The sequence below is a fragment of the Streptomyces sp. NPDC001617 genome (assembly GCF_053596855.1).
The window spans coordinates 1-22,173 of sequence record NZ_JBSFHA010000018.1; the positions used below are offsets into that span (position 1 = coordinate 1).

The window sequence follows — 22,173 nt, forward strand, 5'->3', positions numbered from 1 at the left end:
GAACTCCCCGTCCGCGGAGGCCCTGCGACTGCTGGCCAGCTGGGGCACCGACGCGACCCGGGCAGGAACGAGCACGCCGTCGGCACGCACGGCTTGATCAACTCCACTTGATCACCGGTAGTCGGCTGAGCGCCACGCCCAGCGACCATATCCACGCCAGGCGCCAGCGGGGGGTGTCGGATTCAGGACGGCCCGGGTGGCGCGGGCCTGCTGCGGCTGGGCAGTGGAAGAACGGTGCCGCCGCTGCGCAGTGCGTCGTTTTCGATGGCCAGCTGGCGGATCGCCTCCTCGTACAGAGCGAGAGTGCGGCGCAGGTCGCTGTTCACCTTCCGTAGCCGGCTCACTGCGGCAGTTGGCTGACCATGTCTCAACACGCTGAACTTGACAGAGAACGGTTCGGCGGCCGCCCGGCGGAGTTGTTCCAGCGCCGCTTCCACCGTGGCGAGTCGGGTGAGTACTGCGGCGTCGTCGACGACCTTCCCGGGCGGCGGTGCGAAGTCCATGGACTGCAGGGCTCGTTCTGCCACAGTGGCGTCGGCCGGTGCGGTCCGCCGCTCGGGGGCGTCGAGTGCGTCCTCGGCGCGCTGCACGATCTCAGCGACCGCGCGGGCGATGGCCGGGGGTGCAGGGCGAGCGGGCGGCCCGGCCAGTCGCCCGCGTACTCGGCGAACGAGAGGTCGATCCTGTCAATCCCCTGGTTGCGTAGAGACGTTGGTTATGCGGCCCGGCCTTCCTGATCGGTCCGAGCTCGCGTTTCCTGGACGATCCGTTCGAACTCGACGGGCGGCTTCCCGCCGGCCGCGCTGTGACGGCGTTTCGTGTTGTAGAAGTCCGCGATCCACGTCGCGGTCTTCAGCCGGGCCTCGGCGCGGGTGGCGAAGGTGTGCCGGTAGATGTACTCGACCTTGAGGACCGAGTGGAACGACTGCGCGGCGGCATTGTCCAGGGCCGACCCGACGCGCCCCATCGACTGCACCACGCCCCACCTGCCGCACAGCTGCTGGACGCCTCGACGTGTATTCGCTGCCGCGGTCCTGCGCCGGGGCCGACGCCCCGCGCAGGCTAGTCTGCTTCGCCAGACATGTTTTCCGGGAAGTGGCAGGCCACCAGGTGTCCCCGCTTGAGCTCTCTCAGCGGTGGTTCCTGCACCTTACAGATGTCCTGCGCCTTCCAGCAGCGGGTGTGGAAGCGGCAGGCGGGGGGTGGGTTCACGGGCGAGGGCACGTCACCCGTGAGGAGGATCCGTTCGCGTTTGGTGCGGCGCTCGGGGTTCGGGACGGGGACCGCGGACATCAGTGCCACCGTGTAGGGGTGCATGGGCCCGCGGTACAGCGACTCCCTGCCGCCGATCTCCACCACCTTTCCCAGGTACATCACCGCCACCCGCGTCGAGACGTGCCGGATGACCGAAAGGTCGTGCGCGATGATCACGTAGGTGAGGCCCAGCTCCTCCTGGAGATCGTCCAGCAGGTTGACCACCTGGGCCTGGATGGAGACGTCCAGCGCCGATACCGGCTCGTCCGCCACGATCATCTTCGGCCGCAGCGCCAGCGCCCTGGCCACGCCGATGCGTTGCCGTTGGCCGCCGGAGAACTCGTGCGGGTAGCGGTTGTAGTGTTCGGGGCTGAGCCCGCACAGTTCCAGCAGGTCCTGGACGGCGCGCTTCACTCCCTGTGCGGTCTTCACCTTCTGCAGCCGGAAGGGATCGCCGACGATCGTGCCGACGGTGTGCCGGGGATTGAGGGAGGAGAACGGGTCCTGAAAGATCATCTGGATGTCTTTGCGCAGAGGTCGCATCGCGCCCGGCGACAGGTGCGTGATGTCGTGCCCCTCGAACTCGATCTTCCCTGCGGTGGGCTCGAGGAGCCGGATGATCAGCCGCCCGGTCGTGGTCTTGCCGCAGCCCGACTCGCCGACCACGCCCAGCGTCTCTCCGGGCAGCACGCTGAAGTCGATGCCGTCCACCGCCCGCACCGCGCCGACCTGACGGCGCAGCAGGCCGTGGGTGATGGGGAAGTGCTTCACCAGCCCCTGGACGTTCAGCAGGGGCTCGTGATCGGTGGTCTGCGTGCGTCCCATGAGACCTCCACATCCTTCTCCGGCCGTACAGCCTTCGTCCGGCCTCACAGCCCGGGCGCCACTTCCTTGGCGAAGATCCGGCGCCGTTCCTCGGGCAGCAGATGGCAGGCCACGAGATGGCCGGTGCCTGACGCGTCGGTCAGCTTGGGGACCTCCGTGCGGGACTTGTCACCGTTGCGGTCGGCAAACGGGCAGCGCGGGTGGAACGCGCATCCGAGCGGCAGTCTGATCAGGCTCGGCGGGTTCCCGGCGATCGGGATCAGCCGCGCCTGCATTTCGCGGTCCATGCGCGGCATGGAGCCCAGCAGGCCCCAGGTGTACGGATGCTCGGGCGCCGTGAACAGTTGCTTGGCCTCGCCCTTCTCCACGCACTTGCCGGCGTACATCACCAGGATGTCGTCGGCCAACTCGGCCACCACCCCCAGGTCGTGAGTGATGATGATCACCGCGGAACCGAACTCCTGTTGGAGCTCCCGGACGAGGTCCAGGATCTGCGCCTGGACGGTGACGTCCAGTGCGGTCGTCGGCTCGTCCGCGATCAGCAGCGAGGGGTCGTTGACCAGAGCCATGGCGATCATTGCGCGTTGACGCATACCGCCGGAGAACTGGTGCGGATAGTCGTCCACCCGGGTGGCGGGTTGCGGGATTCCCACCCTTTCGAGCATCTCGACCGCCCGTAGGCGGGCCTCCTTGCGGCTCGTTTTCGGGTGGTGCACCCGGTAGGCCTCGGTGATCTGGGCGCCGATTGTGTAGAAGGGGTGCATCGCGGTCAACGGGTCCTGGAAGATCATCGCCATCTTGCGGCCCCGCAGGTGCTGCACGCGTTCGGGAGGGGCGGAGATGAGTTCTTCGTCGTCCAGCCAGATCTCGCCGGAGATCTTGGCCTTGAGCGTGCGGTGCAGGCCCATGATGCCCAGCGAGGTCACCGATTTGCCGGACCCGGACTCGCCGACGATCCCCAGCGTCCGGCCCCGATCCAGCTCGAAGGAAATGCCGTCCACGGCCCTGACCAGACCGTCGTCGGTGTCGAAGTGGATGCGCAGGTCGCGTATGTGGAGAAAGCCGGTACCGGGCGGCGCGCCGCGGCCCGCCTCCACACCGCCAATGGACGACCCCATCGGCGGCTGTTCGCGAGGTTTGCGGCTCATGAGTACCTCACCCGGGGGTCGACGGCGACGTACAGCACATCCACCACGAGGTTGGCCACGACGATGAAGAAGGCAGCCAGTGTGGTCACGGCCATGATCTTCGGCAGGTCGTTGTCGGTGATCGCCTGCACCGCGTACTGCCCGACTCCTGGCAGCGAGAAGGCGGTCTCGGTCAGTACGGCGCCGCCGAGCAGCAGACCCATGTCCAGGCCGAAGATCGTGATGATCGGGGTGAGGGCGGCACGCAGACCGTGCCTGACGACCACCGTCCGTTCGGTGAGGCCCTTGGCCCGTGCGGTGCGGATGTAGTCCTCGCTCATCGTCTCCAACATGCCTGCCCGGGTGAGCCGGGCGTACAGCGCCGAGTACAAGAAGGCGAGGGTGACCCAGGGCAGTACCAAATTCTTCGCCCACATCAGCGGGTCCGAGGTGAAGGGCACGTAGTGCAGGTTCGGGAAGATCGACCACTTGTAGCTGAACAGTGCGAGCGAAACCAGCGCGGTGAAGAAGATCGGCAGCGAGACGCCGGCCAGCGCGATGCCCATGGAGAGCCGGTCGAAGAACGAGCCGCGCTTGAGCGCCGACAGCACGCCGATCGACACACCGCTGACCAGCCAGATGATCGCCGCCCCCACGGCCAGTGACAGCGTCACGGGGATGCGTTGGGTGATCTGCGGCCAGACCGGCAGGTGGCTCTTGAACGAGTAACCGAAGCACGGCACCTGGCAGTAAGAGGCATCCGGCCCGAAATGGAACGTGCGGCCGGCGAAGATCCCGTGCACGAACTGCCAGTACTGCGTGTACAGCGGCTGGTCGAAACCCAGGTTCTTCTTGACGGCGGCCAGTGCCTCAGGACTGGGGTCGCGGCCGACGTACTGAGCCGCCAGCTGAGTGGTGGTCTCGCCGGCCAGTCGTGGCACCATGAAGAAGATCGCGAAGGTAATGGCCGTCACGACGAACAGCAGGATCACCGCCGCCGCTACGCGCCGGATGATGTACGCACCCACGGTCGGGCGGCGGGGCCCCTGCCGGCCGGACCTCGGCCCGGTCGGCCGGCGCCCCGCCCTTCACCTCCTCCGTTTCCGGTACGGTCCGCGCGTCCGCCAAGGGCTACTTGTGGCCGACGTTCAGGTAGTCGTACATGCCGTATGCCTCGGTGACGAACACGTTGGTTGCGTGGTCCGGGCGGTACAGCGGGTCCTTGCGGTAGAGCAGAGGCACCAGAGGCGCCTGCTCCATCGCGGCCTTGTCGATGTCACCCCACGCCTTGGTGCGGGCCGCGGCGTCGGTGTTGCCGATGGCCGCGTCGAGCATCTGGTTGATGCCGGGATCGTTCAGCTCGGACAGGTTGGAGTTACCTGAGGCCTTGATGGCCGTGCCGTCGATGATCTGCTGGAGGAAGCCGTAACCGGTCGGCCAGTCGGCGGCCCACGCCGTCATCATCAGACCGAGACCGTGCGAGTGGACGAAGGCCGGCGCGCCGGCGTTGTCGGTGAAGTACTTCCCCGACGGGTACTGCTGGATGCCGACGTTGATCCCGACCTTCTTCAGCGACGCCTGGACCGCCTGGGCGATCGCGATCTCGTTGGGCCGGTCGGCCCGGGCGGAGAGGCTGGTGGAGAAGCCGCCCGGGTGGCCGCACCGCTTGAGCTCATCCTTGGCTGCGGCGAGGCCCTCCGGCGAGTTCGCTCCCTTGTAACCAGGGGTCTTGTACAGGTCGTACTTGACGTGGCCGGAGACCGTGGGCGGCAGGATCGTTGTGGCGATGTCACCGTGGATGTCGCCGCCGGTCGCGGTCTGCGCGGAGACCTTGTCGACCGCGTACTCCACCGCCTTGCGGCAGTGCACATTATCGAACGGCTTCACGGCCGTGGAGATCGCCACATAGGCGAGTGCGCCGCTCTGTGCGTCGTCGATGTGTCCCTTCTGGGTCGGGTTGCTCAAGGCGGCGGCCTGGCTTTGCGCCGCGATGCCGGCGCCCGCGATGTCCAGCGTGGCGTTGCCGGCGATCAGGTTCTGGTCGACCGTGGTCTGGGCGATGTTGAACTGGACGGTGATCTTGTCCGGGAGCTGCTTGCGGATCGGGTCGGAGGACGCGCTCCAGTTCGGGTTCCTCACCAGCGTTGCGCCCTTGCCGTCCTGATAGCTCTGGAACATGTACGAGCCGGACGAGATCACGTGCTTCACGTAGTCCGAGCCGGTGTCCTTGGCCTGGGGGACAGGCGCGGTCTGCGGATTGCTGACCAGGTAGTCGAAGTCTGCGAACGGCTGGTTGAGATGGAAGACGATGGTGGTGGCGTCAGGCGTCTCGATCGACTTCAGGCCGCCGGTCTTGTCCTTGTACGGCCCCTGGTACTTGGGGGTGTTGTCCACCAGATGCGCGTTGAAGTACGTGGGCCCGTTGGACATCACATCAGGCGCGTAGTTGCTCCGCTCGATGGCGTACTTGACGTCCTTGGTCGTGATCGGTGTGCCGTCGGAGAACTTCAGTCCCGGACGGATGTGGTAAGTCCAGGTCTTGCCGTTGTCACTGGGCTTGCCGAGCCCCTCCGCGAGGTCCGGTACGAGCTTCAGGCCGGCACCTTTGGGTGCGGGCTGGAAGGTGGTCAGCGCCCGCGCGTAGACCCGGGAGAAGTCCCACATGAAGGCGTAGTAGGTGTTGCCGGGGTCCATCGAGTCCGGTGTGCTCGAAAGCTGGTACACCACTGTCCCGCCCTTGTGGTCGGAGGGATTGACCACGCCGGTGATGCCGGCGTTGTAGGCGGGGGCTTTCCCCGCCGTTCCGCCGCCGCCGTTGCCGCCGCCGCACGCTGACACGACCAGCGCCGCGACTGCGGCCCCCGCAAGAACGAATGTGGTCTTTGATCTCCTCATGACGAGCTCCCCTCGCCTGAGCCGGGAATCGGTGCGCGCATCACTTGCTCCGCGGGTCCAGGGCGTCCCGGAGTCCGTCGCCGAGCAGGTTGAATGCCAGGACAGTGATGAAGATCGCCAGACCCGGGACCAGCATGAACCACGGATCCGCCTGGTAGAGGCTGATGGCCTGGTTGAGCATGCCGCCCCAGGACGCCTGCGGCGGCTGGATGCCGACGCCGAGGAAGCTCAGACCGGCCTCGAAGAGGATGTTCGTCGGGATCAGCAGCGTCGAGTAGACGATGATCGGTGCGACGAGATTCGGCAGCAGTTGCTTGAACAGGATGTGCGGCCCCCGGGCGCCGAGGGTGCGCGCCGCGTCGACGAACTCGCGCTCGCGCAGCGAAAGCGTCTGGCCGCGGATGATGCGGCCCATGTAGGGCCAGCTGAAGAAACCGATCACGAAGATCAGCACGCTGATGTGGAGCGTCAACCCGTGCAGTCCGAAGGCGCCGCCCTGAAGGGAGGCGGACAGAGCGATCGCGAACAGGAGCAGCGGGAAGGCCAGGAAGATGTCCATGAGGCGGCTGATCACCGTGTCGACCCAGCCCCCGTAATAGCCGGCGGCCACGCCGAGCACCGTGCCGAGAGTCACCGACAGCATGGTCGCGCCGAACGCGACCGCCAGTGACACCCATGCACCTTCGATGATCCGCGCGAGCAGGTCGCGGCCGAACTGTGGATCGACGCCGAGGGGATGGTCCCAGCTGATCCCGCCCCAGGCCCCTTTGGGCCTGAGCAGCACCGGATCGATCAGATTCTGGTGGAAGGCGTCCGGATCAAGCTTGAAGACGGATTCGATGACCTTGGCGAAGACTGCCAGCACCAGCAGGCAGAGAACGACGATGCCGCCCGCGACCGCGACCTTGTCACGCTTGAACCGCATCCACGCGATCTGCCCGAGCGACCGGCCCTCGATCCCCTCGCCCATCCCGGACAGCACGGACTCCGGCTGCGCCTCGGCGGCTGAGCCGGTGACCTCTATGGGGGCCGTCATAGCCGTGCACCCCCTGTCCGGTGGTGACCGGTTCCAGGTGCAGCCATGACGGACGATGGCCCGGCGGGCGATGATCATCCATCCAGCACCGGTCCGAAGGGTCGCCAGACCAGGGTGGTAGGAACGCCTCATTATAGGACGAATGAGGCGCTACATGCGCAAATGGGAAGATAGAGGATATCTGTGGCGTACCCACGGCGCGGGGGTCGAAGCGGGGACTTGTGCTGAATGGGGACATCTTGGCAGGTGCACGATGACGCCTTAGCGGGACCCCGAGGAGGTTTGCTCCGTATGGGCAGGTGAGAGCACCTGTGACCCTGCACGGACGGCCGTGGCCACGGTGATCGCGCCGAGCGGCGCGCCGCCGGAGGGCCGGGCACCATATTCCGCGCACTGTCTGACATGGCGTCGCCTGGCAGTGGCCGCAGGCTTCCTCGGGCTGTTGAAGTCACGCTACGTCCGGCTGCTGATGGGGATGACCGCGTTCGGGTGGGCCCCGTTCAGCGTGACCGCCACCGTCTCCATCTACTTCGGCGTGCACGTCATGGGCTTCACCGAGGAAGAGGCGTCGCTCGTCATGCTCACCTGGTTCATCGCCGGCCTCGCGTGGCTGCCGCTGGTCAGCCACCTGACGTTCCGCTGGGGCAAGAAGCAGACCTACGGCGCCTTCACGATGTCCTGGGCCTTCGTCCCATCACTTTTCCTCCTGGTCGACGCCGGTGACCTGGTCCTGTTCTGGGTCCTGATCCTGATCAACGCGGCCGGGGGCGGTGAGGGCGGTGGCGGTGAGCATGGCGTCGAGGGCGTACTTGTGTCCGTGCAGGCCGGTGTCGGCGAGAGTGCGGCGGCGTGGCGGGCGAGGGGCTCGGTGACCGGTTCGACGACCAGGCGGGACAACGTGCATTCCAGGGCCGGGCGGTTGATCCGAGGGTGGACCACCTCTACCAGGGTTGCCGCGGAGGTGATCACGCGCAGGTCGTCGGCGCGGGCTGGCGCGAGCCAGCCGGTGACTGTGCGGTCGCGGGGTCGGCCGCTCGTTCCAGGAGCAGCGAGTTGGGCGTGGTGTCGGTCAAGGTCACCAGGCGTTCGATCGCGTGCGAGCGCCGCGGTGATCATTACACCGTTCGGACGGCGCGTCGTCGGCGTGAACGTGGCGTCGTCGCTCGCCGCCTATGCGATCGTGCGAGCAGCGGGGCTTGGAGGTGCTTCACGTCTCCCGGTGCACAGCCGGCGCCCTCCTGCGGGCCGACCGTGCGAGACGTCCTTCGAGACGAAGCGGCACCCCCTACCGGAGGTTGCGTTGTGGGATAGGTATCGTCCGCCCCGATGCCCCGGCCTGCAGTTCAGCGGCCCGTACGGAGGAGGATCACCATGGCCGGTCGCCGGCAGAGCACCGCGGCAGATGACGGACCCGCATCGGCGGCGCCGGAGGCTCCTCGGGCGGGCACGCACGACTCGGTGCGCCTCGCGCTGGTGATCGGTGCTCTCGGCGTGGTCTTCGGCGACATCGGGACCAGCCCGATCTACACCCTGCAGACCGTGTTCAACCCGAGCGATCCGCACCCCGTCCCGGTCACCACCCAGAACGTGTACGGGGTGGTGTCACTGGTGTTCTGGTCGGTGGTGATCATCGTCCTGGTCACCTATGTGCTGCTGGCGATGCGCGCCGACAACGACGGCGAGGGCGGCATCATGGCGCTGATCACCCTGCTGCGGCGGTGGGGCTCCCAGCGGGGCGGGCGGGCCGCCGTCGTACTGGCCGCACTGGGCATCTTCGGTGCGTCGCTGTTCTTCGGTGACAGCATGATCACACCGGCGATCTCGGTGCTGTCCGCGGTCGAGGGGCTCAAGGTCGTCCAGCCGTCGCTGGACAGTGCGGTGGTGCCCATCACCGCGGTGATCATCGTGTTGCTGTTCGTGGTGCAGCGCAGGGGAACCGCGGCGGTGGGCCGGGTGTTCGGACCCGTCATGATCGTCTGGTTCGCGGCCATCGGCGCGAGCGGCGTCGCCGGCATCACCGACCACCCGCAGATCCTGCGGGCGCTGTCGCCGACCTACGCCCTGGGCTTTCTGTTCGGCCATTTCGGCACCGCCTTCTTTGCTTTGGCCGCGGTCGTGCTCGCGGTCACCGGCGCCGAGGCGCTCTACGCCGACATGGGGCACTTCGGCCGCCGTTCGATCACCCGCGCCTGGCTGATCCTCGTCTTCCCCGCGTGCATCCTGAGCTACCTCGGCCAGGGCGCGCTGATCCTCACCGATCCGCACAACATAAGCAGCCCGTTCTTCCTGCTCGTGCCCGACTGGGGACAGTGGCCGATGATCCTGCTGGCCACGGCGGCCACCGTCATCGCCTCCCAGGCAGTGATCACCGGCGCGTACTCGGTCACCTCCCAGGCCGCCCAGCTCGGCTACCTGCCAAGGCTGCGCATCGCGCACACCTCCGAGTCCACCATCGGCCAGATCTACGTCCCCTGGATCAACTGGCTGCTCATGGTCTCGGTCCTCACCCTGGTCTTCGCCTTCCGCAGCTCCACCGCGCTGGCCTTCGCGTTCGGCATGGCGGTCACCGGCACCATCACCATCACCACCCTGCTGTTCTTCTACGTCGCCCGCGCGAAATGGGGCACGCCCAGGTGGCTGATTGCCATCGGCGCCACCGTGCTGCTCTTCGTGGACCTGCTGTTCGTGGCGGCCAACCTGACCAAGCTCGTCCACGGCGCGTGGCTGCCGCTGCTGATCGGCCTCACCGTGTTCACCGTCATGACGACCTGGCAACGCGGCCGCGAACTGGTCACCGCGGAACGCGCACGCGAGGAAGGCCCGCTGCCGGAGTTCATCGACCGCCTGCGCACCGGGGAGGTGTCGACGCTCCGGATCCCCGGCACGGCCGTCTTCCTCAACCGGGGCAAGCAGACCGCGCCCCTGGCCATGCGGGCGAACGTCGAGCACAATCACGTGCGCCACGACCATGTCGTGATCCTGTCCATCGAGACCGAGCCCGTGCCCCGCGTCCCGGCCGGCCAGCGGATCGTCGTCGACGACCTTGGCTACAGCGACGACGGGATCTTCCACGTCACCGCCCGGTTCGGCTACATGGAGACACCGGACGTGCCCGGCATACTGGCGATGCTCGACCCGGCCCGGACCGAAGGGCCGCTGCAACTCGACCAGGCGTCCTACTTCCTGTCGAAGATCGAACTCCGACGCGGAAAGGCACACACGATGGCGCCCTGGCGCAAGCGGCTGTTCATCGCCACCTCCTACATCACCGCCGACGCCGCCGAGTACTTCGGCCTGCCCCGCGACCGCACGGTCATCATGGGCTCGCACATCGAGGTGTAGACGCGCCGGACGCCGAGGGACGGGTGGGAGGCCAACGCCGTTCACACCCGGCACGGACACGAAGCTCTCAGCCACGTCAGCTACTCACTCAAAGTCACGCGGAACCCGGGACCCCTACCCTCACCTGCGAAAACGGCCCAAATCGCCAGCATTGCTGGTCAGAGGCACTTTCTGCTTTCCTGATCACCAGCCGGACAGCACGACTCGTGAAAGCGCGAGGCTAGAGATCGCGAGGCGGCGAGGTGGAGCCAGGCCATCCGTCCTACAGTTCGGAGAGTAGGCAAGGATGCCTGGGCCCTCGGAGTGAGTGGGCGCAGAACAGACTTCCGGCCGCGCCCTGCACCGCTCCTGCCGGCAACACTCGCATCACCGCCCACACCTGTGTCCTGATCACCCTGGGTGGGGCGCCATCGCCAGCGGGTTTCCGGCAGTCCACGGCCTCTCCCCACTGCTGGTGGTGATCGTCTTCATCGAGGGCGTGGTGTGTGCAACCTCACCCTGCCCCGGTGCGCAGCCAGGAGCGGGTTCACGCTCAAGTGGCCAGAGGGATCAGGCCAATTCGCTGCCCTCTGACCGTGTCCGGGATGCGACTCGGCCCGTATGGGTCCTCGTGCGATGTCCGTACAGGATCGACCCAGGAGGCGGAGGGCGCTGCACGCCGCTTCGGCCTGCCTGCGCCTCTGCAATCTTGTGTGCGCCCAATTACCCGAGGACTTGGTGAAGCCCTGGAGCGCGCAGGTCAACTCAACCACCACGCTCGCGGGTGCCGTCGCTGATGCCGCGGCGAAGGACGACAAGCAGCGTCGTGAGGACGGGCGTGAGCCACTGCGGCGAAAACCGGAGTTGAGGGGGTTACCGACAGCCGAGGCTACCTCTTCGATCAAGCTCACCCCTGGGAGGTCTTGCATACGCTCGGACGCGCCACCGTGCCGTCCCGGCAGGGAGCGGGCCGGCGTCAAGTACCTGGCCGGGGCGGATGGAGTATTGAGACGCGAGAATCTAGGGTCGGCACGTGGCTTTCATCCTGGTGTGCGAAGACGACGCGGCGGTTCGCGGCATCCTCAGACGTGCCCTGGAGCACGACGGTCACACCGTTTCCGTGGCCGCCACGGCCGACAGCCTGCTACGGCACCTCACGCCGGTGCCCCAGCTGGTCGTCCTGGATCTCGGGCTGCCGGACGCCGACGGCCGCGATGTCTGCCTGGCCCTGCGGGCTCGCGGCGTCGACGTGCCGGTGTTGATGCTCACCGCCCTGGACGGTCTGCATCACAAGGTGGGCGGCTTCGAGGCGGGCGCCGACGACTACATGACCAAACCCTTCGACATCCCGGAACTGCTGGTCCGCGTCCGGGCGCTGCTGCGCCGGGCCACCGTGGCGCGCGCATCGCACGAGGTCGTCCTCGATCCTTCGAAGCACGTGGTGACCTACGATTCGGTGAGCATGAGCCTGACCCCGACCGAGTTCCGGCTGCTGGGCCGCCTGATCGCCTCGCAGGGCGACGCGGTGCGCCGCCACGCCCTCGTCGCCGCCGGCTGGCCGCACGGGGCTCACGTCAGCGACAACACCCTCGACTCCTATGTGCGCCGGCTGCGGACCAAGCTCGGTCCGCTGGGCGTGGCCGAACGTCTGGCGACCGTCCGCGGCGTGGGCTACCGATGGCAGTGACGGGCTTCCGCAGAAGCGTCGTCGCGCTCACCGTCCTGATCGCCACCGCCGTGGTCGCCATCCTGGTCGTCGTCTCGCACGTGCTGCTGAGCAGGGTGACGGACGCCGACGCGCACGATCTGGCCCGCACGCGCGCCGAGGCGGTCGCGGCGAATGTCACCGGCAAGGGTGGCCGTGTCGTGCTCACGGAGAACGGCAGTGAGGCGCTGGACGAGGTCGCCTGGGTGTATGCCGACGGCCGCCTGATCGACGGGAACGTACCGGCGAGCGTGGTCAGGCGTGTCGAGGAGCTGGCGGACTCGGGGCGTTCGCAGACCGCGACCGTCGGCGACTCCCTCCTGTACGCGCGGCATGTCCCGGTCGACGGCCGCCACGTCATGGTGGTCGTCCGGGTGGACCTCACGCCTTATGAGACGTCCGAGCAGCGCAGTCTGACCTTGTCGCTGATCCTGGGCGGCCTCACGGTCCTCCTCGCCGGTGGTGTCGCGCATCTCGTGGTGCACCGCGCGCTGCGGGTCGTGCACGAAATGGCCGCTCTCGCCGACGACTGGGGCCATCACGAACCCGGGCGCCGCTTCAACCTCGGCGTCCCCCGCGACGAGTTCGGGGAACTGGGACAGACGCTGGACCGCCTCCTGGAGCGCGTCGACAACGCGTTGGCGGACGAGCGCCGGCTCACCGACGAGATCGCCCACGAGCTGCGGACACCGCTCACGGTCCTGCGGGGTGAGGCGCAGCTGGCGCAGCTGTCCGGTGAGCCGGTGCCGCCGGACGCGGTACTGAGCGAGGTAGACCGCCTCGACGCGGCGATCACGACGATTCTGCGCGCCGCGCGCGCCCGCACGGACGAGGGGACCCGGTGCGATCTGCGCTCCGCAGCGCGGCAGGCGATCGGCAATCGCGCGGTCGAGGTCGCCTTTCCCGCGAGGATCGAGGTGGCCCTGGCGCCAGATGTCGCCGTGTCGCTGCTGTCACCCTTGCTGGAGAACGGCCAGCGGCACGCGAAGACGCGTGTGTGGATCACCGCGCGCAACCAGGGTGCGACCGTCGTGGTCGATGTCCTGGACGACGGCCCAGGCTTCGATCCCGCGGACGTCGAGCGGGTCTTCGAGGCGGGTGTGACCGGCGGCGATGGATATGGGCTGGGGTTGCCGGTGGTCCGGCGCATTGCCGCCTCGGCCGGTGTGGAGGTCCGGGCGATCGCGGACGGCCGCGGTCATGTCGAGGTGACGCTCCCGGCGGTGCGTGCGGTCACGTAGTCAGGTTGCTTGCAGGTTCCCCGCGTAAACCTCCCTGCATGACAACGACTACGGAAGCGCGCACGCGCAGCGGGCGCCTCATGCTCAACAAGGTTCCCGAGGTCACCATCTGGTTCTGGGTGATCAAGATCCTGTGCACCACGGTGGGGGAGAGCTTCGCCGACTGGATCAACATGAAGCTGGGCGTCGGCCTGGTGAACACGGCCTGGATCTTCACCGGGGTGTTCGTGGTGGTCCTGGCCGTCCAGCTGCGGCTGAAGCGGTACGTCCCGTTCCCCTACTGGCTGACCGTGGTCGTTGTCAGCGTCACGGGGACCCTGTACACCGACATCCTCACCGACCAGCTCAATGTGCCACTGTGGATCAGCTCCGCGGTCTTCTCGGTGCTGCTCGCGGTGGTCTTCGGCGTGTGGTGGCTGCGCGAGCGCACGCTGTCGATCCACTCGGTCACCACGCTACCGCGCGAGTCGTTCTACTGGCTCGCCGTTCTCGTCACCTTCGCGCTCGGCACCGCGACCGGTGACTGGACCCTCGAGCTCACCGGCTGGAGCCCGGGCGCCTCGGTGCTGCTGCCGCTCGGTCTCATCGCTGCGATCACGCTGCTGTGGAAGTTCGGTGCGAACCCGGTGCTGTCCTTCTGGCTTGCCTACATCCTGACCCGCCCGCTGGGCGCGAACATCGGCGACTGGCTCGCCTCCCCGAAGGTCGCTCAGCCGGGCGAGCCGACCGGCCTCGCGCTGGGCACCTTCACCACCAGCCTGATCTTCCTCGGCCTGATCCTGGCGACGGTGGTCTACCTGACGGTGACGCGCTCGGATGTGAGCGAGACCTACGAGGCGGCCCACGCCGCACACGTCACCGGCGACCCGCGCAAGGAGCGCGTCGGTCTGGCCGGCTTCGGCCTGCTCGCCGTCGCCACCACGAGCCTGCTGGTCTGGGCCCACAGCCAGCCGCACGTCGGCCCGGCGCCGGAGGAGGACAACACCTCCGCGGTCCAGATGGCTCCCGGCCAGGCAGTGAAGAAGTTCCCGCCCGCCAAGGTCGCCGCGCTGAAGACCCTCGCCTCCACCTCGCTCAAGGACGCACGCTCGGGGAACGCGAAGGGAGCGCACGCGGCCGCACAGTCGCTGCGTGACCTGTGGGATGCCGACCAGGCCTCGCTGCAGCCGCTGGACAACACCGGCTGGACCTCCATCGACGCCCAGATGGACAAAATGCTCAAGACCTTCGGCATCGACCACTCGAACCCCCCGATGTCGCCCGCGCAGCAGGAGAAGGAACTGAACGCCCTCCTGACGGACATGGGCTGACAGGCCACCCCACGCCCGGCCGGCGGAGATGACGAGTCGCCTGCGGCAGCCCGGGCATATCCGCGAACTCCGTCGGGGCGGTCGAAGCCGGTGTTGATGGCTCCTGGTGAGCGGACAGCGGAGGCCGTTCGAACTCGTCGGCACTACGCCGTTCGGGCCTGTCGAGTGGGCTGCGGCCCGCCATCCCCTCACCTTGGACAGGGGTGAGGGAGACGGCTTCCTCTCACCCGTCTCCAACCGACGAGCCGTACGGTGAACTGTTCTCCTACAAGGTGTAGGAGAACTTGGTTCCGGGGCGCGTGACGACGAAAGGTGCGGGATGGCCGACGGTTCGAACGTCACGATGACCGGTGCCACTCGCACCGGTTTCCCGCCGCGGTCGGCCCGGCTTCGGCGCCGGTGGGCCGAACCTTGGCTCGCGGCGGTTGCAGGGGCTTTCACGCTTGCCCAGCTTGTCCTCGTACGGCCGGATCTCGGTCTCGGCTGGGACGAGACGGTCTACGTCAGCCAGGTCAGTGGCCAGGTTCCCGCCGCCTTCTTCAGCGCGCCCCGCGCCCGCGGCATCTCTCTCCTTGTCGCGCCGATTGCGTCGTGGTCCGACTCCACCACCCTTCTGCGGATCTACCTGGCGGTCCTCTCCGGTCTGGGGAACGGTGGCACGGCCCGTTCGCCCAGGACGGCAGACGCCTGGAGTGCGCCGCACGGGACGTACCGGCCGATGCCCTGGTCCCGGGCGCGCCCGTGTCGGAGGTGCTCGGCATCCTGCTGGACAACGCCCGGACGCACGGGCGCGGCACCGTCCGGATCGCCGTGCGCGACCTGGACGGTGCCCTCGCCTTCGACGTCAGCGACGAAGGCGCCGTGGAGGGCGAGCCGGCCCGGCTGTTCGACCGCGGGCACACCGGGGGCGGACAGGGAGCGGGTATCGGCCTGGCTCTCGCCCGGGACCTGGCCGTCTCGCTCGGCGGCAGGCTTTCCCTGACCCGTGCACACCCGGCCACCTTCACGCTGCTCCTCCCCGCCGATCAGGACGAGGCACAAGGGGCGCCTGTTCCTGGTACCTGATGCACGGGGAGAGCACGCGCCGGCACCACGTGAAGCCGTCATGGGCGTTCGACGCGGGCCCGGTCCCCGCACCGGCCCGCGGCCCCGGCCCGGTCCGGCGCCTCCTAGCCCCTGACAGCGGTCAACACGTTCTCCTCGAAGGGGCCGCCCTTGACCGTGACCTCCTTCACTGTGCCGATGCCCTTGACGTAGTACTTGTTGTCCACGACCCCGGGCTCCAGCGGCGTCCATTCCTTCGTGCGCAGGGCTCCGGTGAAGGTCTTGTACGGGACGGACACACGGGAGGTCAGGTCCAGGATCTGGAATCGGTCCTCGGCCTGGCCGGGGTAGTACTCCTGCTGTCCGGCGGCGCCGGGTACCAGGTGGGCGGGCAGGAAGATGCCCGGGCGGGCGCCGTCACGGCCGGCGCGCCAGGTGCCCTCGGTGGAGAGCATGTCGCCGTGGGCATCGAGTTCGGCGGTGTCCTCGCCGAAGTACCAGACGTTTCCGGCGGCGTCTTGGGAGTAGTAGTCGCGGGTGGCCTCGTGGAGGGTGCGGCCGGTGTAGAGGCGGTCCTCGACGACGCGGCAGGGGATGCCGGTGATCTTCTCGGTCTCGCGGGTGGCGGTGAGGTACTCCGTGGACTTGGCGCCGTCCTTGATACCGCTGTAGACCAGCGTCCGGCCGGGCGGCAGCGGGAACCACGGGTTGTCGACGGTCGCCGAGAAGCTGCGGGGAACCGGGCTGGTCGTCGCGGGCGCCGCGGACCGGTGATCCGAACTCCCCGAACCCGACGAACAGGCCGTCAGCACGACCGTGGCCGTGCAGCCGGCGGCGACGGTGAGGACCAGGGCTCTGTGTGCCATGCCTTTGCCGATCATCGGGACTCCCTCGTCGAACTGTGGCTTCGAGCCTGCTCGCGAGCGGCTAAGGGGACCCTGAAAGTCCCCACGAGTTCCCGGGGGTCCGCTCGGATGGACTCAGCGTCCCCTTAGCCACCCCCACTACGCTGGACACAAGCAGGGCCTGCGCGAGGAGGCGCCATGCGGATTCTCGTGGTCGAGGACGAAGCGCCCATGGCGGAGCTGCTGCGGCGCTGTCTGGCGGAGAACGGCTTCGCGGTCGACGTGGCCGCCACCGGCGAGGAGGGCCTCTGGTATGCCGGGGAGACCGACTACGACGTGATCGTCCTGGACGTGATGCTGCCGGGCACCGACGGTTTCGGCGTGCTACGTGAGGTCCGTGCCGCCGGCCGGTGGGCGCCCGTCCTGCTGCTGACCGCGCGGGACTCCGTCGAGGATCGGGTGCGCGGACTGGACCTGGGGGCGGACGACTACCTTGTCAAGCCCTTCGCGCTGGCCGAACTGCTGTCCCGGCTGCGCGCGCTGATGCGGCGGGGCGTCCGTGAACGGCCCGCCGTGCTCACCGTCGGCGACCTCACCCTCGATCCGGCGACCCGCTCCGTGGCCCGCGACGGAACTCCGGTCACGCTGACGGCCAAGGAGTTCGCGCTGCTGGAGTGCCTGATGCGGCGGCCCGGCGAGGTGCTGTCCAAGGCCGAACTCATCGAGCACGTATGGGACTTCACCTTCGACGCGGACTCGAACGTCGTGGAGGTGTACGTCGGCTACCTCCGACAGAAGATCGACCGTCCCTTCGGACGACAGTCACTGCGCACCTCCCGGGGCGCAGGCTACTGGCTGAGGGACGACCGCAGGGAGCATGCGGATCATGCGCGGTCCGTTGGCTAGGCTCCCCGTCCGGCTCCGCCTCACGCTCGCGTTCTGTCTGGCGATGGCGGTGGTGCTGACCGCGCTGGGCGCTTTCCTCTACACCCGGATGGGTACCGAGCTGACCCGCGCCGTCGACCTAGATCTGCGCGCACGGGCCGCGGCCACCGTCAGCTCGCTGGCCCAGCGCGAACGGGCCCCGCTGGACGCGGGCCGAGGGCTCATCGACCCCGACGAGTCGTTCGGCCAGATCCTCACGCCGCACGGCGACGTCGTCGAGACGACCCCGGCCGTCGCGGCCGCGCCCATGCTGCCGCCGGGCACCACCCGAACCGTCACCAAGCCCGTCTTCCTTAGCCGTCATGTCGTGGGTATCGACGACCCCGCGCGGCTGCTCGCCCTGCCCGTTCGCGTGCCGGGGGCGGTCGCACAGGGCGCAGTCCTCGTCGTCGGCGCACCGCTCGGCGACCGCGCGGAGGCGCTGGACCGGCTGCTGCTCCTGCTGCTCATCGGGGGCCCGCTCGCCCTGGCGGCGTCCTCGTACACGGGCTGGCTGCTTGCCGGCGCGGCCCTGCGACCGGTGGAGCGCATCCGCCGGGAGGCCGCCGCGATCTCCGAGACCGAGCCCGAACGGCGCCTTACCGTCCCGCAGACCAGGGACGAACTGGCCCGTCTGGCGCACACCCTCAACGCCATGCTCGCGCGCCTCCAGGAGGCGCTGGAACGCGAGCACCGCTTCATCGACACCGCAGGACACGAACTGCGCACCCCGCTGGCCCTCCTGCGGGCCCAGCTCGAACTGGCCACCGCGCGCCCGCGCGACCGCACCGAACTCGAAGCCGCCGTACGCTCCGCCGCCGCCGAGACAGACCGCCTCGTCGGGCTCGCCGAGGATCTCCTTGTCCTCGCCCGCACTCGACAGGGCCGGCTCCCGCTGCGCCGCGAACCGGTCTCCCTGCCGCGGCTGCTCACCGACGCGGCCGAGGCGTTCCGCGCCCGCGCGATGGCCGACGGCTCGACGGTCACCGTGGAATGTGCCGGCAGCCGCGAAGCGACCGCCAACCTCGATCCGGTACGGCTGCGCCAAGTCCTGCACAACCTCCTCGACAACGCCCTGCGCCACTGCGGCCCCTCCGGGCCGGGCCGCATCACCCTCGGCGCCGAACACGGGGACGGCGTGGTGCGCCTGTGCGTGCACGACCAAGGCCAGGGCTTCCCACCCGACATGCTCGCCGGGCCGCCGCCGAACCCGCGTGACGCGGGTTCCGGCGGGCTGGGCCTCGCCATCGTCGGGACGATCGCCGCGGCCCACGGCGGCCAGATGAGCCTCGCCAACCACCCGTTGGGCGGGGCCCTGATCACCGTGAGTCTGCCCACCGCATCAGCGCAGTCCGGCGGTGCCCAGCGCCGAAGTGCAGCGGTCGGCTCGGGGAAACGCGGCGACGACGTTGAGCCAGGCGAAGCGGTGTAGCACGCACGGCACGAGGATCGCTGCGCCGAAGAGCAGCGCAGGGTCCACGGATCCGACGTCGAAGCGGAAGCCGGGTCAGGTCGCCGGTGGCGGTGCCCAGGGCGAAGGTGAGCATGACGGTCCGGCCTGTGTCGGTCAGTGCGCGTTATCCGCATCCGCGCTGGTCGCACACGGCGCTCGGGGGCTGTGCCTGCGTGATGACGACGGCTCGGTGGCGAGCAGCGCCGGGAACGCCTCGTGCAGAGCCTCACGCCAGTCGCGGATCGGCTCGAGGCCGACGGCCGACCAGCGGTCGTGGCCGAGGACGCTGTAGGCGGGCCGGGGAGCAGGGCGGACGTAGGCGGCACTGGTGGTCGGGCGGACCCTCGCGGGGTCCGCGCCGAGCAGCTGGAAGATTTCCCGGGTGAGGCCGAACCAGGTGGTCTCGCCGCCGCTGGTGCCGTGGTAGGTCCCGGCCGGGGCGGTACCGGCCAGCGCCGAACGCCCGAGGCGGACGAGCCGGTCGGCGAGGTCGACGGTCCAGGTGGGCTGGCCGCGCTGGTCGTCGACGACGTCGAGGGTGTCCTTGACGCCCTCCAGCTTGATCATCGTGCGGACGAAGTTGCCGCCGCCCGCGCCGTACAGCCACGCGGTGCGCACCACGTAGCCCGCGTCGGGGAGGGCTGCCAGCACCGTCTGCTCGCCGGCCAGTTTGGTGCGGCCGTAGGCGCTCCGCGGGGCGGTGGGGGCGTCCTCGGGGTACGGAGAGGTGCCGTCGCCCGCGAAGACGTAGTCCGTGGAGACCTGGAGCAGTCTGGTGCCGGCCTTGGAGCAGGCTGCTGCCAGATTCCGGGGGCCGTCGCCGTTGATCCGCAGAGCCTCGGCTTCTTGGGTCTCCGCGTCGTCGACGGCCGTCCAGGCGGCGCAGTTGACTACCACGTCGGGCCGGTGCTCCGCGACGGCCTCGTACACCGCCTCCGGGTCCGTGATGTCCAGATCCCCGCGGGCCAGGCCCACGCCCTGCTCGCCGTCGGCCGCCAGGCGGGCCAGCAGGTCCTTGCCGAGCATGCCGCCCGCACCCGTGATCAGCCAGGTGGAGGTCACAGCGCCGCGCGCTCCTTCAGGGGCTCCCACCAGGCGCGGTTCTCGCGGTACCAGGTGACCGTCTCCGCGAGGCCGGTGGCGAAGTCCTTGCGGGGCTCGTAGCCCAGCTCGGTGCGGATCTTGGTGCAGTCCACGGAGTAGCGGCGGTCGTGGCCCTTGCGGTCCTGCACGTACTCGACGCTCTCGTCCCAGTCCGCGCCGCACGCCTTGAGCAGCAGCCCGGTCAGCTCCTTGTTGGAGAGCTCGGTGCCGCCGCCGATGTTGTAGACCTCTCCCGCCCGGCCCTTGGTGCGCACCAGGTCGATGCCCTGGATGTGGTCGTCGATGTGCAGCCAGTCGCGGATGTTGCCGCCGTCGCCGTACAGCGGGACCTTCTTGCCGTCCAGCAGGTTCGTGATGAACAGCGGGATGACCTTCTCGGGGAAGTGGTGGTGCCCGTAGTTGTTGGAGCAGCGGGTCACCCGCACGTCGAGGCCGTGGGTGCGGTGGTACGACAGGGCGATCAGGTCGCTGGACGCCTTGGCCGAGGAGTACGGCGAGTTGGGCTGCAGCGGGTGCGTCTCCGGCCAGGAGCCCTCGTCGATGGAGCCGTAGACCTCGTCGGTGGAGATGTGTACGAAGGTCTTGATCCCGGCCCGGTGCGCGGCGTCGATCAGGGTGTGGGTGCCGACCACGTTGGTACGGACGAACTCCGCGCCGCCGTCGATGGAGCGGTCCACGTGCGACTCGGCCGCGAAGTGCACCACCTCGTCGTGCTCGGCCAGCAGCTTCGCGACCAGCTCGGGGTCGCAGATGTCGCCCTGGACGAAGGCGAAGCCGGGGTGATCGCGCACCTCGTCGAGGTTGGCCGGGTTGCCCGCGTAGGTGAGTTTGTCCAGAACGGTGATCGCCACGTTGCCCGGGCCGGCCGGACCGAGCAGCGAGCGGACGTAGTGGGAGCCGATGAAACCGGCGCCGCCGGTGACCAGGATTCTGGTGGTCATGAGGAGATCTGCACCTTGCTGTGGTCGCCGAGGACGAGACGGTGGACTGAGGGATTGCGGGGCGCGGGGGTGACCTCGACGTTGCGGCCGATGAGCGAGGTCTCGACCCGTCGTACGCCGGTGATGGAGGAGTCGCGCAGCACGATGGAGTACTCCACCTCGCTGTCGTCGATCCGGCAGCCCTCGGAGATGGAGGTGAAGGGGCCGATGTAGGAGTCGCTGATCATCGAACCGGGGCCGATGACGGCGGGGCCGACGATCCGTGATCCGCGGACCTCGGCACCGACGTCGATCCGCACACGGCCGACGATCTCGCTGGACTCGTCGACGGTGCCCTCGATGCCGGGCTCGAGTGTCTCCAGGACGGAGCGGTTGACCTCCAGCATGTCGGCGACGTTCCCGGTATCCTTCCAGTAGCCGGAGATGGTCGTCGAGCGGACGTCCTTGCGCTGGTCGATCAGCCACTGGATGGCATGGGTGATCTCCAGCTCGCCGCGCCAGGACGGCTGGATGCTGCGGACGGCCTCGTGGACGCTGGGAGTGAAGAGGTACACACCCACCAGCGCCAGGTCGCTCTTGGGCTGTTTCGGCTTCTCCTCCAGCCCCTTGACGCGCCCGCTCTCGTCGAGCTCGGCGACACCGAACGACGACGGGTTGGGCACCCGGGTCAACAGGATCTGCGCGTCGGGACGTTCCGTGCGGAACTCGTCGACGAGGCCGGTGATGCCACCGACGATGAAGTTGTCGCCCAGGTACATCACGAAGTCGTCGTCGCCCAGGAACTCGCGCGCGATGAGCACGGCGTGGGCCAGGCCGAGCGGCTGGTCCTGGGGGATGTACGTGACGTTGATCCCGAGCTTCGAGCCGTCACCCACGGCTTCCCGGATCTCTTCGGCGGTGTCGCCGACGATCATCCCGATCTCCGTGATGCCGGCGTCGGCGATGGCCTCCAGTCCGTAGAACAGCACGGGTTTGTTGGCTACGGGCACCAGCTGTTTGGCCGATGTGTGGGTTATGGGACGGAGGCGCGTGCCCGAGCCACCGGAGAGAACGAGAGCTTTCATTCGTTACATTTCGCCAATGGTTCAGAGGAGGGGCGGACAGTCGAACTCTACAACATGTAGTAGATTCGCTTGGGCTGGGAGGCG

18 protein-coding genes and 3 pseudogenes are annotated in these 22,173 nt (G+C 68.6%); 9 read left to right on the plus strand and 12 right to left on the minus strand.

From position 1 onward, the window contains the following. Window positions 1–182: 182 nt before the first annotated feature. The 7 genes from ACWC09_RS16095 to ACWC09_RS16125 all read right to left on the minus strand — a co-directional run bounded on the left by ACWC09_RS16095 (window position 183) and on the right by ACWC09_RS16125 (window position 7,137). Window positions 183–590 carry a hypothetical protein gene (locus tag ACWC09_RS16095; protein WP_450851158.1) on the minus strand — a complete coding sequence of 136 codons (408 nt, stop codon included), beginning with the start codon at window positions 588–590 and terminating at the stop codon, window positions 183–185. 125 nt (window positions 591–715) lie between these two features. Next, the gene (locus ACWC09_RS16100) at window positions 716–979 is read right to left on the minus strand and encodes an integrase core domain-containing protein (RefSeq protein WP_450851159.1); all 264 of its coding nucleotides are present in this window, start codon (window positions 977–979) and stop codon (window positions 716–718) included. Between the two features lie 83 nt (window positions 980–1,062). Further along, window positions 1,063–2,079: an ABC transporter ATP-binding protein gene (locus ACWC09_RS16105; RefSeq protein WP_450851160.1), complete on the minus strand. Its 1,017-nt coding sequence runs from the start codon at window positions 2,077–2,079 to the stop codon at window positions 1,063–1,065. 44 nt (window positions 2,080–2,123) lie between these two features. Beyond that, on the minus strand, window positions 2,124–3,227 hold the full coding sequence (locus tag ACWC09_RS16110) for an ABC transporter ATP-binding protein (protein ID WP_450851161.1): 1,104 nt from the start codon (window positions 3,225–3,227) through the stop codon (window positions 2,124–2,126). Further along, a complete protein-coding gene (locus tag ACWC09_RS16115) occupies window positions 3,224–4,234 on the minus strand; it encodes an ABC transporter permease (RefSeq protein ID WP_450851162.1) in 1,011 nt (336 codons plus the stop codon). The genes ACWC09_RS16110 and ACWC09_RS16115 overlap by 4 nt, the downstream gene beginning before the upstream one ends. Window positions 4,235–4,337: 103 nt before the next feature. Next, the gene (locus ACWC09_RS16120; RefSeq protein WP_450851163.1) at window positions 4,338–6,101 is read right to left on the minus strand and encodes an ABC transporter substrate-binding protein; all 1,764 of its coding nucleotides are present in this window, start codon (window positions 6,099–6,101) and stop codon (window positions 4,338–4,340) included. A 40-nt stretch (window positions 6,102–6,141) separates the two neighbouring features. After that, entirely contained in the window at window positions 6,142–7,137 is a 996-nt protein-coding gene (locus ACWC09_RS16125; protein WP_450851271.1) for an ABC transporter permease, read from the minus strand. Between the two features lie 475 nt (window positions 7,138–7,612). Here ACWC09_RS16125 and ACWC09_RS16130 point away from each other — a divergent pair. Then, a pseudogene (locus tag ACWC09_RS16130) lies at window positions 7,613–7,837 on the plus strand (MFS transporter); the annotation flags it as partial. Here the strand turns inward: ACWC09_RS16130 and ACWC09_RS16135 are convergent. Next, window positions 7,832–8,112: pseudogene (locus ACWC09_RS16135) on the minus strand (DNA-binding protein). The pseudogenes ACWC09_RS16130 and ACWC09_RS16135 sit on opposite strands and share 6 nt — an antisense overlap. Window positions 8,113–8,508: 396 nt before the next feature. Between ACWC09_RS16135 and ACWC09_RS16140 the strand changes: the two are divergent. From ACWC09_RS16140 to ACWC09_RS16165, 6 genes and pseudogenes are all read left to right on the plus strand, one after another. After that, entirely contained in the window at window positions 8,509–10,479 is a 1,971-nt protein-coding gene (locus tag ACWC09_RS16140; RefSeq protein ID WP_450851164.1) for a potassium transporter Kup, read from the plus strand. A 1,012-nt stretch (window positions 10,480–11,491) separates the two neighbouring features. Beyond that, window positions 11,492–12,145, plus strand: coding sequence for a response regulator transcription factor (locus tag ACWC09_RS16145; RefSeq protein WP_450851165.1), 654 nt, complete (start codon window positions 11,492–11,494; stop codon window positions 12,143–12,145). Further along, entirely contained in the window at window positions 12,136–13,404 is a 1,269-nt protein-coding gene (locus ACWC09_RS16150; RefSeq protein WP_450851166.1) for a sensor histidine kinase, read from the plus strand. The genes ACWC09_RS16145 and ACWC09_RS16150 overlap by 10 nt, the downstream gene beginning before the upstream one ends. A gap of 38 nt (window positions 13,405–13,442) precedes the next feature. Beyond that, the gene (locus ACWC09_RS16155; RefSeq protein WP_450851167.1) at window positions 13,443–14,714 is read left to right on the plus strand and encodes a COG4705 family protein; all 1,272 of its coding nucleotides are present in this window, start codon (window positions 13,443–13,445) and stop codon (window positions 14,712–14,714) included. Window positions 14,715–15,033: 319 nt separating this feature from the next. After that, window positions 15,034–15,363: pseudogene (locus tag ACWC09_RS16160) on the plus strand (hypothetical protein); the annotation flags it as partial. Between the two features lie 92 nt (window positions 15,364–15,455). Continuing rightward, window positions 15,456–15,779, plus strand: coding sequence for an ATP-binding protein (locus tag ACWC09_RS16165; protein WP_450851168.1), 324 nt, complete (start codon window positions 15,456–15,458; stop codon window positions 15,777–15,779). Window positions 15,780–15,883: 104 nt separating this feature from the next. Here ACWC09_RS16165 and ACWC09_RS16170 read toward each other — a convergent pair whose 3' ends face one another. Continuing rightward, entirely contained in the window at window positions 15,884–16,639 is a 756-nt protein-coding gene (locus ACWC09_RS16170) for a hypothetical protein (protein ID WP_450851169.1), read from the minus strand. A 162-nt stretch (window positions 16,640–16,801) separates the two neighbouring features. Between ACWC09_RS16170 and ACWC09_RS16175 the strand changes: the two genes are divergently transcribed. Continuing rightward, window positions 16,802–17,509 carry a response regulator transcription factor gene (locus ACWC09_RS16175; RefSeq protein WP_450851170.1) on the plus strand — a complete coding sequence of 236 codons (708 nt, stop codon included), beginning with the start codon at window positions 16,802–16,804 and terminating at the stop codon, window positions 17,507–17,509. Continuing rightward, a complete protein-coding gene (locus ACWC09_RS16180; RefSeq protein WP_450851171.1) occupies window positions 17,490–18,959 on the plus strand; it encodes a HAMP domain-containing sensor histidine kinase in 1,470 nt (489 codons plus the stop codon). The genes ACWC09_RS16175 and ACWC09_RS16180 overlap by 20 nt, the downstream gene beginning before the upstream one ends. A 135-nt stretch (window positions 18,960–19,094) precedes the next feature. Here ACWC09_RS16180 and rfbD read toward each other — a convergent pair whose 3' ends face one another. Genes rfbD through ACWC09_RS16195 form a run of 3 tightly spaced genes read right to left on the minus strand, consistent with a single transcriptional unit; the run spans window position 19,095 to window position 22,089 of the window. After that, a complete protein-coding gene (gene rfbD / locus ACWC09_RS16185; protein WP_450851272.1) occupies window positions 19,095–20,006 on the minus strand; it encodes a dTDP-4-dehydrorhamnose reductase in 912 nt (303 codons plus the stop codon). 32 nt (window positions 20,007–20,038) lie between these two features. Next, the gene (rfbB, locus tag ACWC09_RS16190; protein ID WP_450851172.1) at window positions 20,039–21,025 is read right to left on the minus strand and encodes a dTDP-glucose 4,6-dehydratase; all 987 of its coding nucleotides are present in this window, start codon (window positions 21,023–21,025) and stop codon (window positions 20,039–20,041) included. Beyond that, window positions 21,022–22,089, minus strand: coding sequence for a glucose-1-phosphate thymidylyltransferase (locus tag ACWC09_RS16195; RefSeq protein WP_450851173.1), 1,068 nt, complete (start codon window positions 22,087–22,089; stop codon window positions 21,022–21,024). Before ACWC09_RS16195 ends, rfbB begins: the two co-directional genes overlap by 4 nt. Window positions 22,090–22,173 lie beyond the last annotated feature (84 nt).

What these genes read in the sequence shown, in the direction of transcription:
- ACWC09_RS16105 (WP_450851160.1), bottom strand. Translation starts at nt 2,079, where the DNA reads ATGGGACGCACGCAGACCACCGATCACGAGCCCCTGCTGAACGTCCAG.
- ACWC09_RS16110 (WP_450851161.1), bottom strand. Translation starts at nt 3,227, where the DNA reads ATGAGCCGCAAACCTCGCGAACAGCCGCCGATGGGGTCGTCCATTGGC.
- ACWC09_RS16120 (WP_450851163.1), bottom strand. Translation starts at nt 6,101, where the DNA reads ATGAGGAGATCAAAGACCACATTCGTTCTTGCGGGGGCCGCAGTCGCG.
- ACWC09_RS16125 (WP_450851271.1), bottom strand. Translation starts at nt 7,137, where the DNA reads ATGACGGCCCCCATAGAGGTCACCGGCTCAGCCGCCGAGGCGCAGCCG.
- ACWC09_RS16140 (WP_450851164.1), top strand. Translation starts at nt 8,509, where the DNA reads ATGGCCGGTCGCCGGCAGAGCACCGCGGCAGATGACGGACCCGCATCG.
- ACWC09_RS16150 (WP_450851166.1), top strand. Translation starts at nt 12,136, where the DNA reads ATGGCAGTGACGGGCTTCCGCAGAAGCGTCGTCGCGCTCACCGTCCTG.
- ACWC09_RS16155 (WP_450851167.1), top strand. Translation starts at nt 13,443, where the DNA reads ATGACAACGACTACGGAAGCGCGCACGCGCAGCGGGCGCCTCATGCTC.
- ACWC09_RS16170 (WP_450851169.1), bottom strand. Translation starts at nt 16,639, where the DNA reads ATGATCGGCAAAGGCATGGCACACAGAGCCCTGGTCCTCACCGTCGCC.
- ACWC09_RS16175 (WP_450851170.1), top strand. Translation starts at nt 16,802, where the DNA reads ATGCGGATTCTCGTGGTCGAGGACGAAGCGCCCATGGCGGAGCTGCTG.
- ACWC09_RS16180 (WP_450851171.1), top strand. Translation starts at nt 17,490, where the DNA reads ATGCGCGGTCCGTTGGCTAGGCTCCCCGTCCGGCTCCGCCTCACGCTC.
- rfbD (WP_450851272.1), bottom strand. Translation starts at nt 20,006, where the DNA reads ATGCTCGGCAAGGACCTGCTGGCCCGCCTGGCGGCCGACGGCGAGCAG.
- rfbB (WP_450851172.1), bottom strand. Translation starts at nt 21,025, where the DNA reads ATGACCACCAGAATCCTGGTCACCGGCGGCGCCGGTTTCATCGGCTCC.
- ACWC09_RS16195 (WP_450851173.1), bottom strand. Translation starts at nt 22,089, where the DNA reads ATGAAAGCTCTCGTTCTCTCCGGTGGCTCGGGCACGCGCCTCCGTCCC.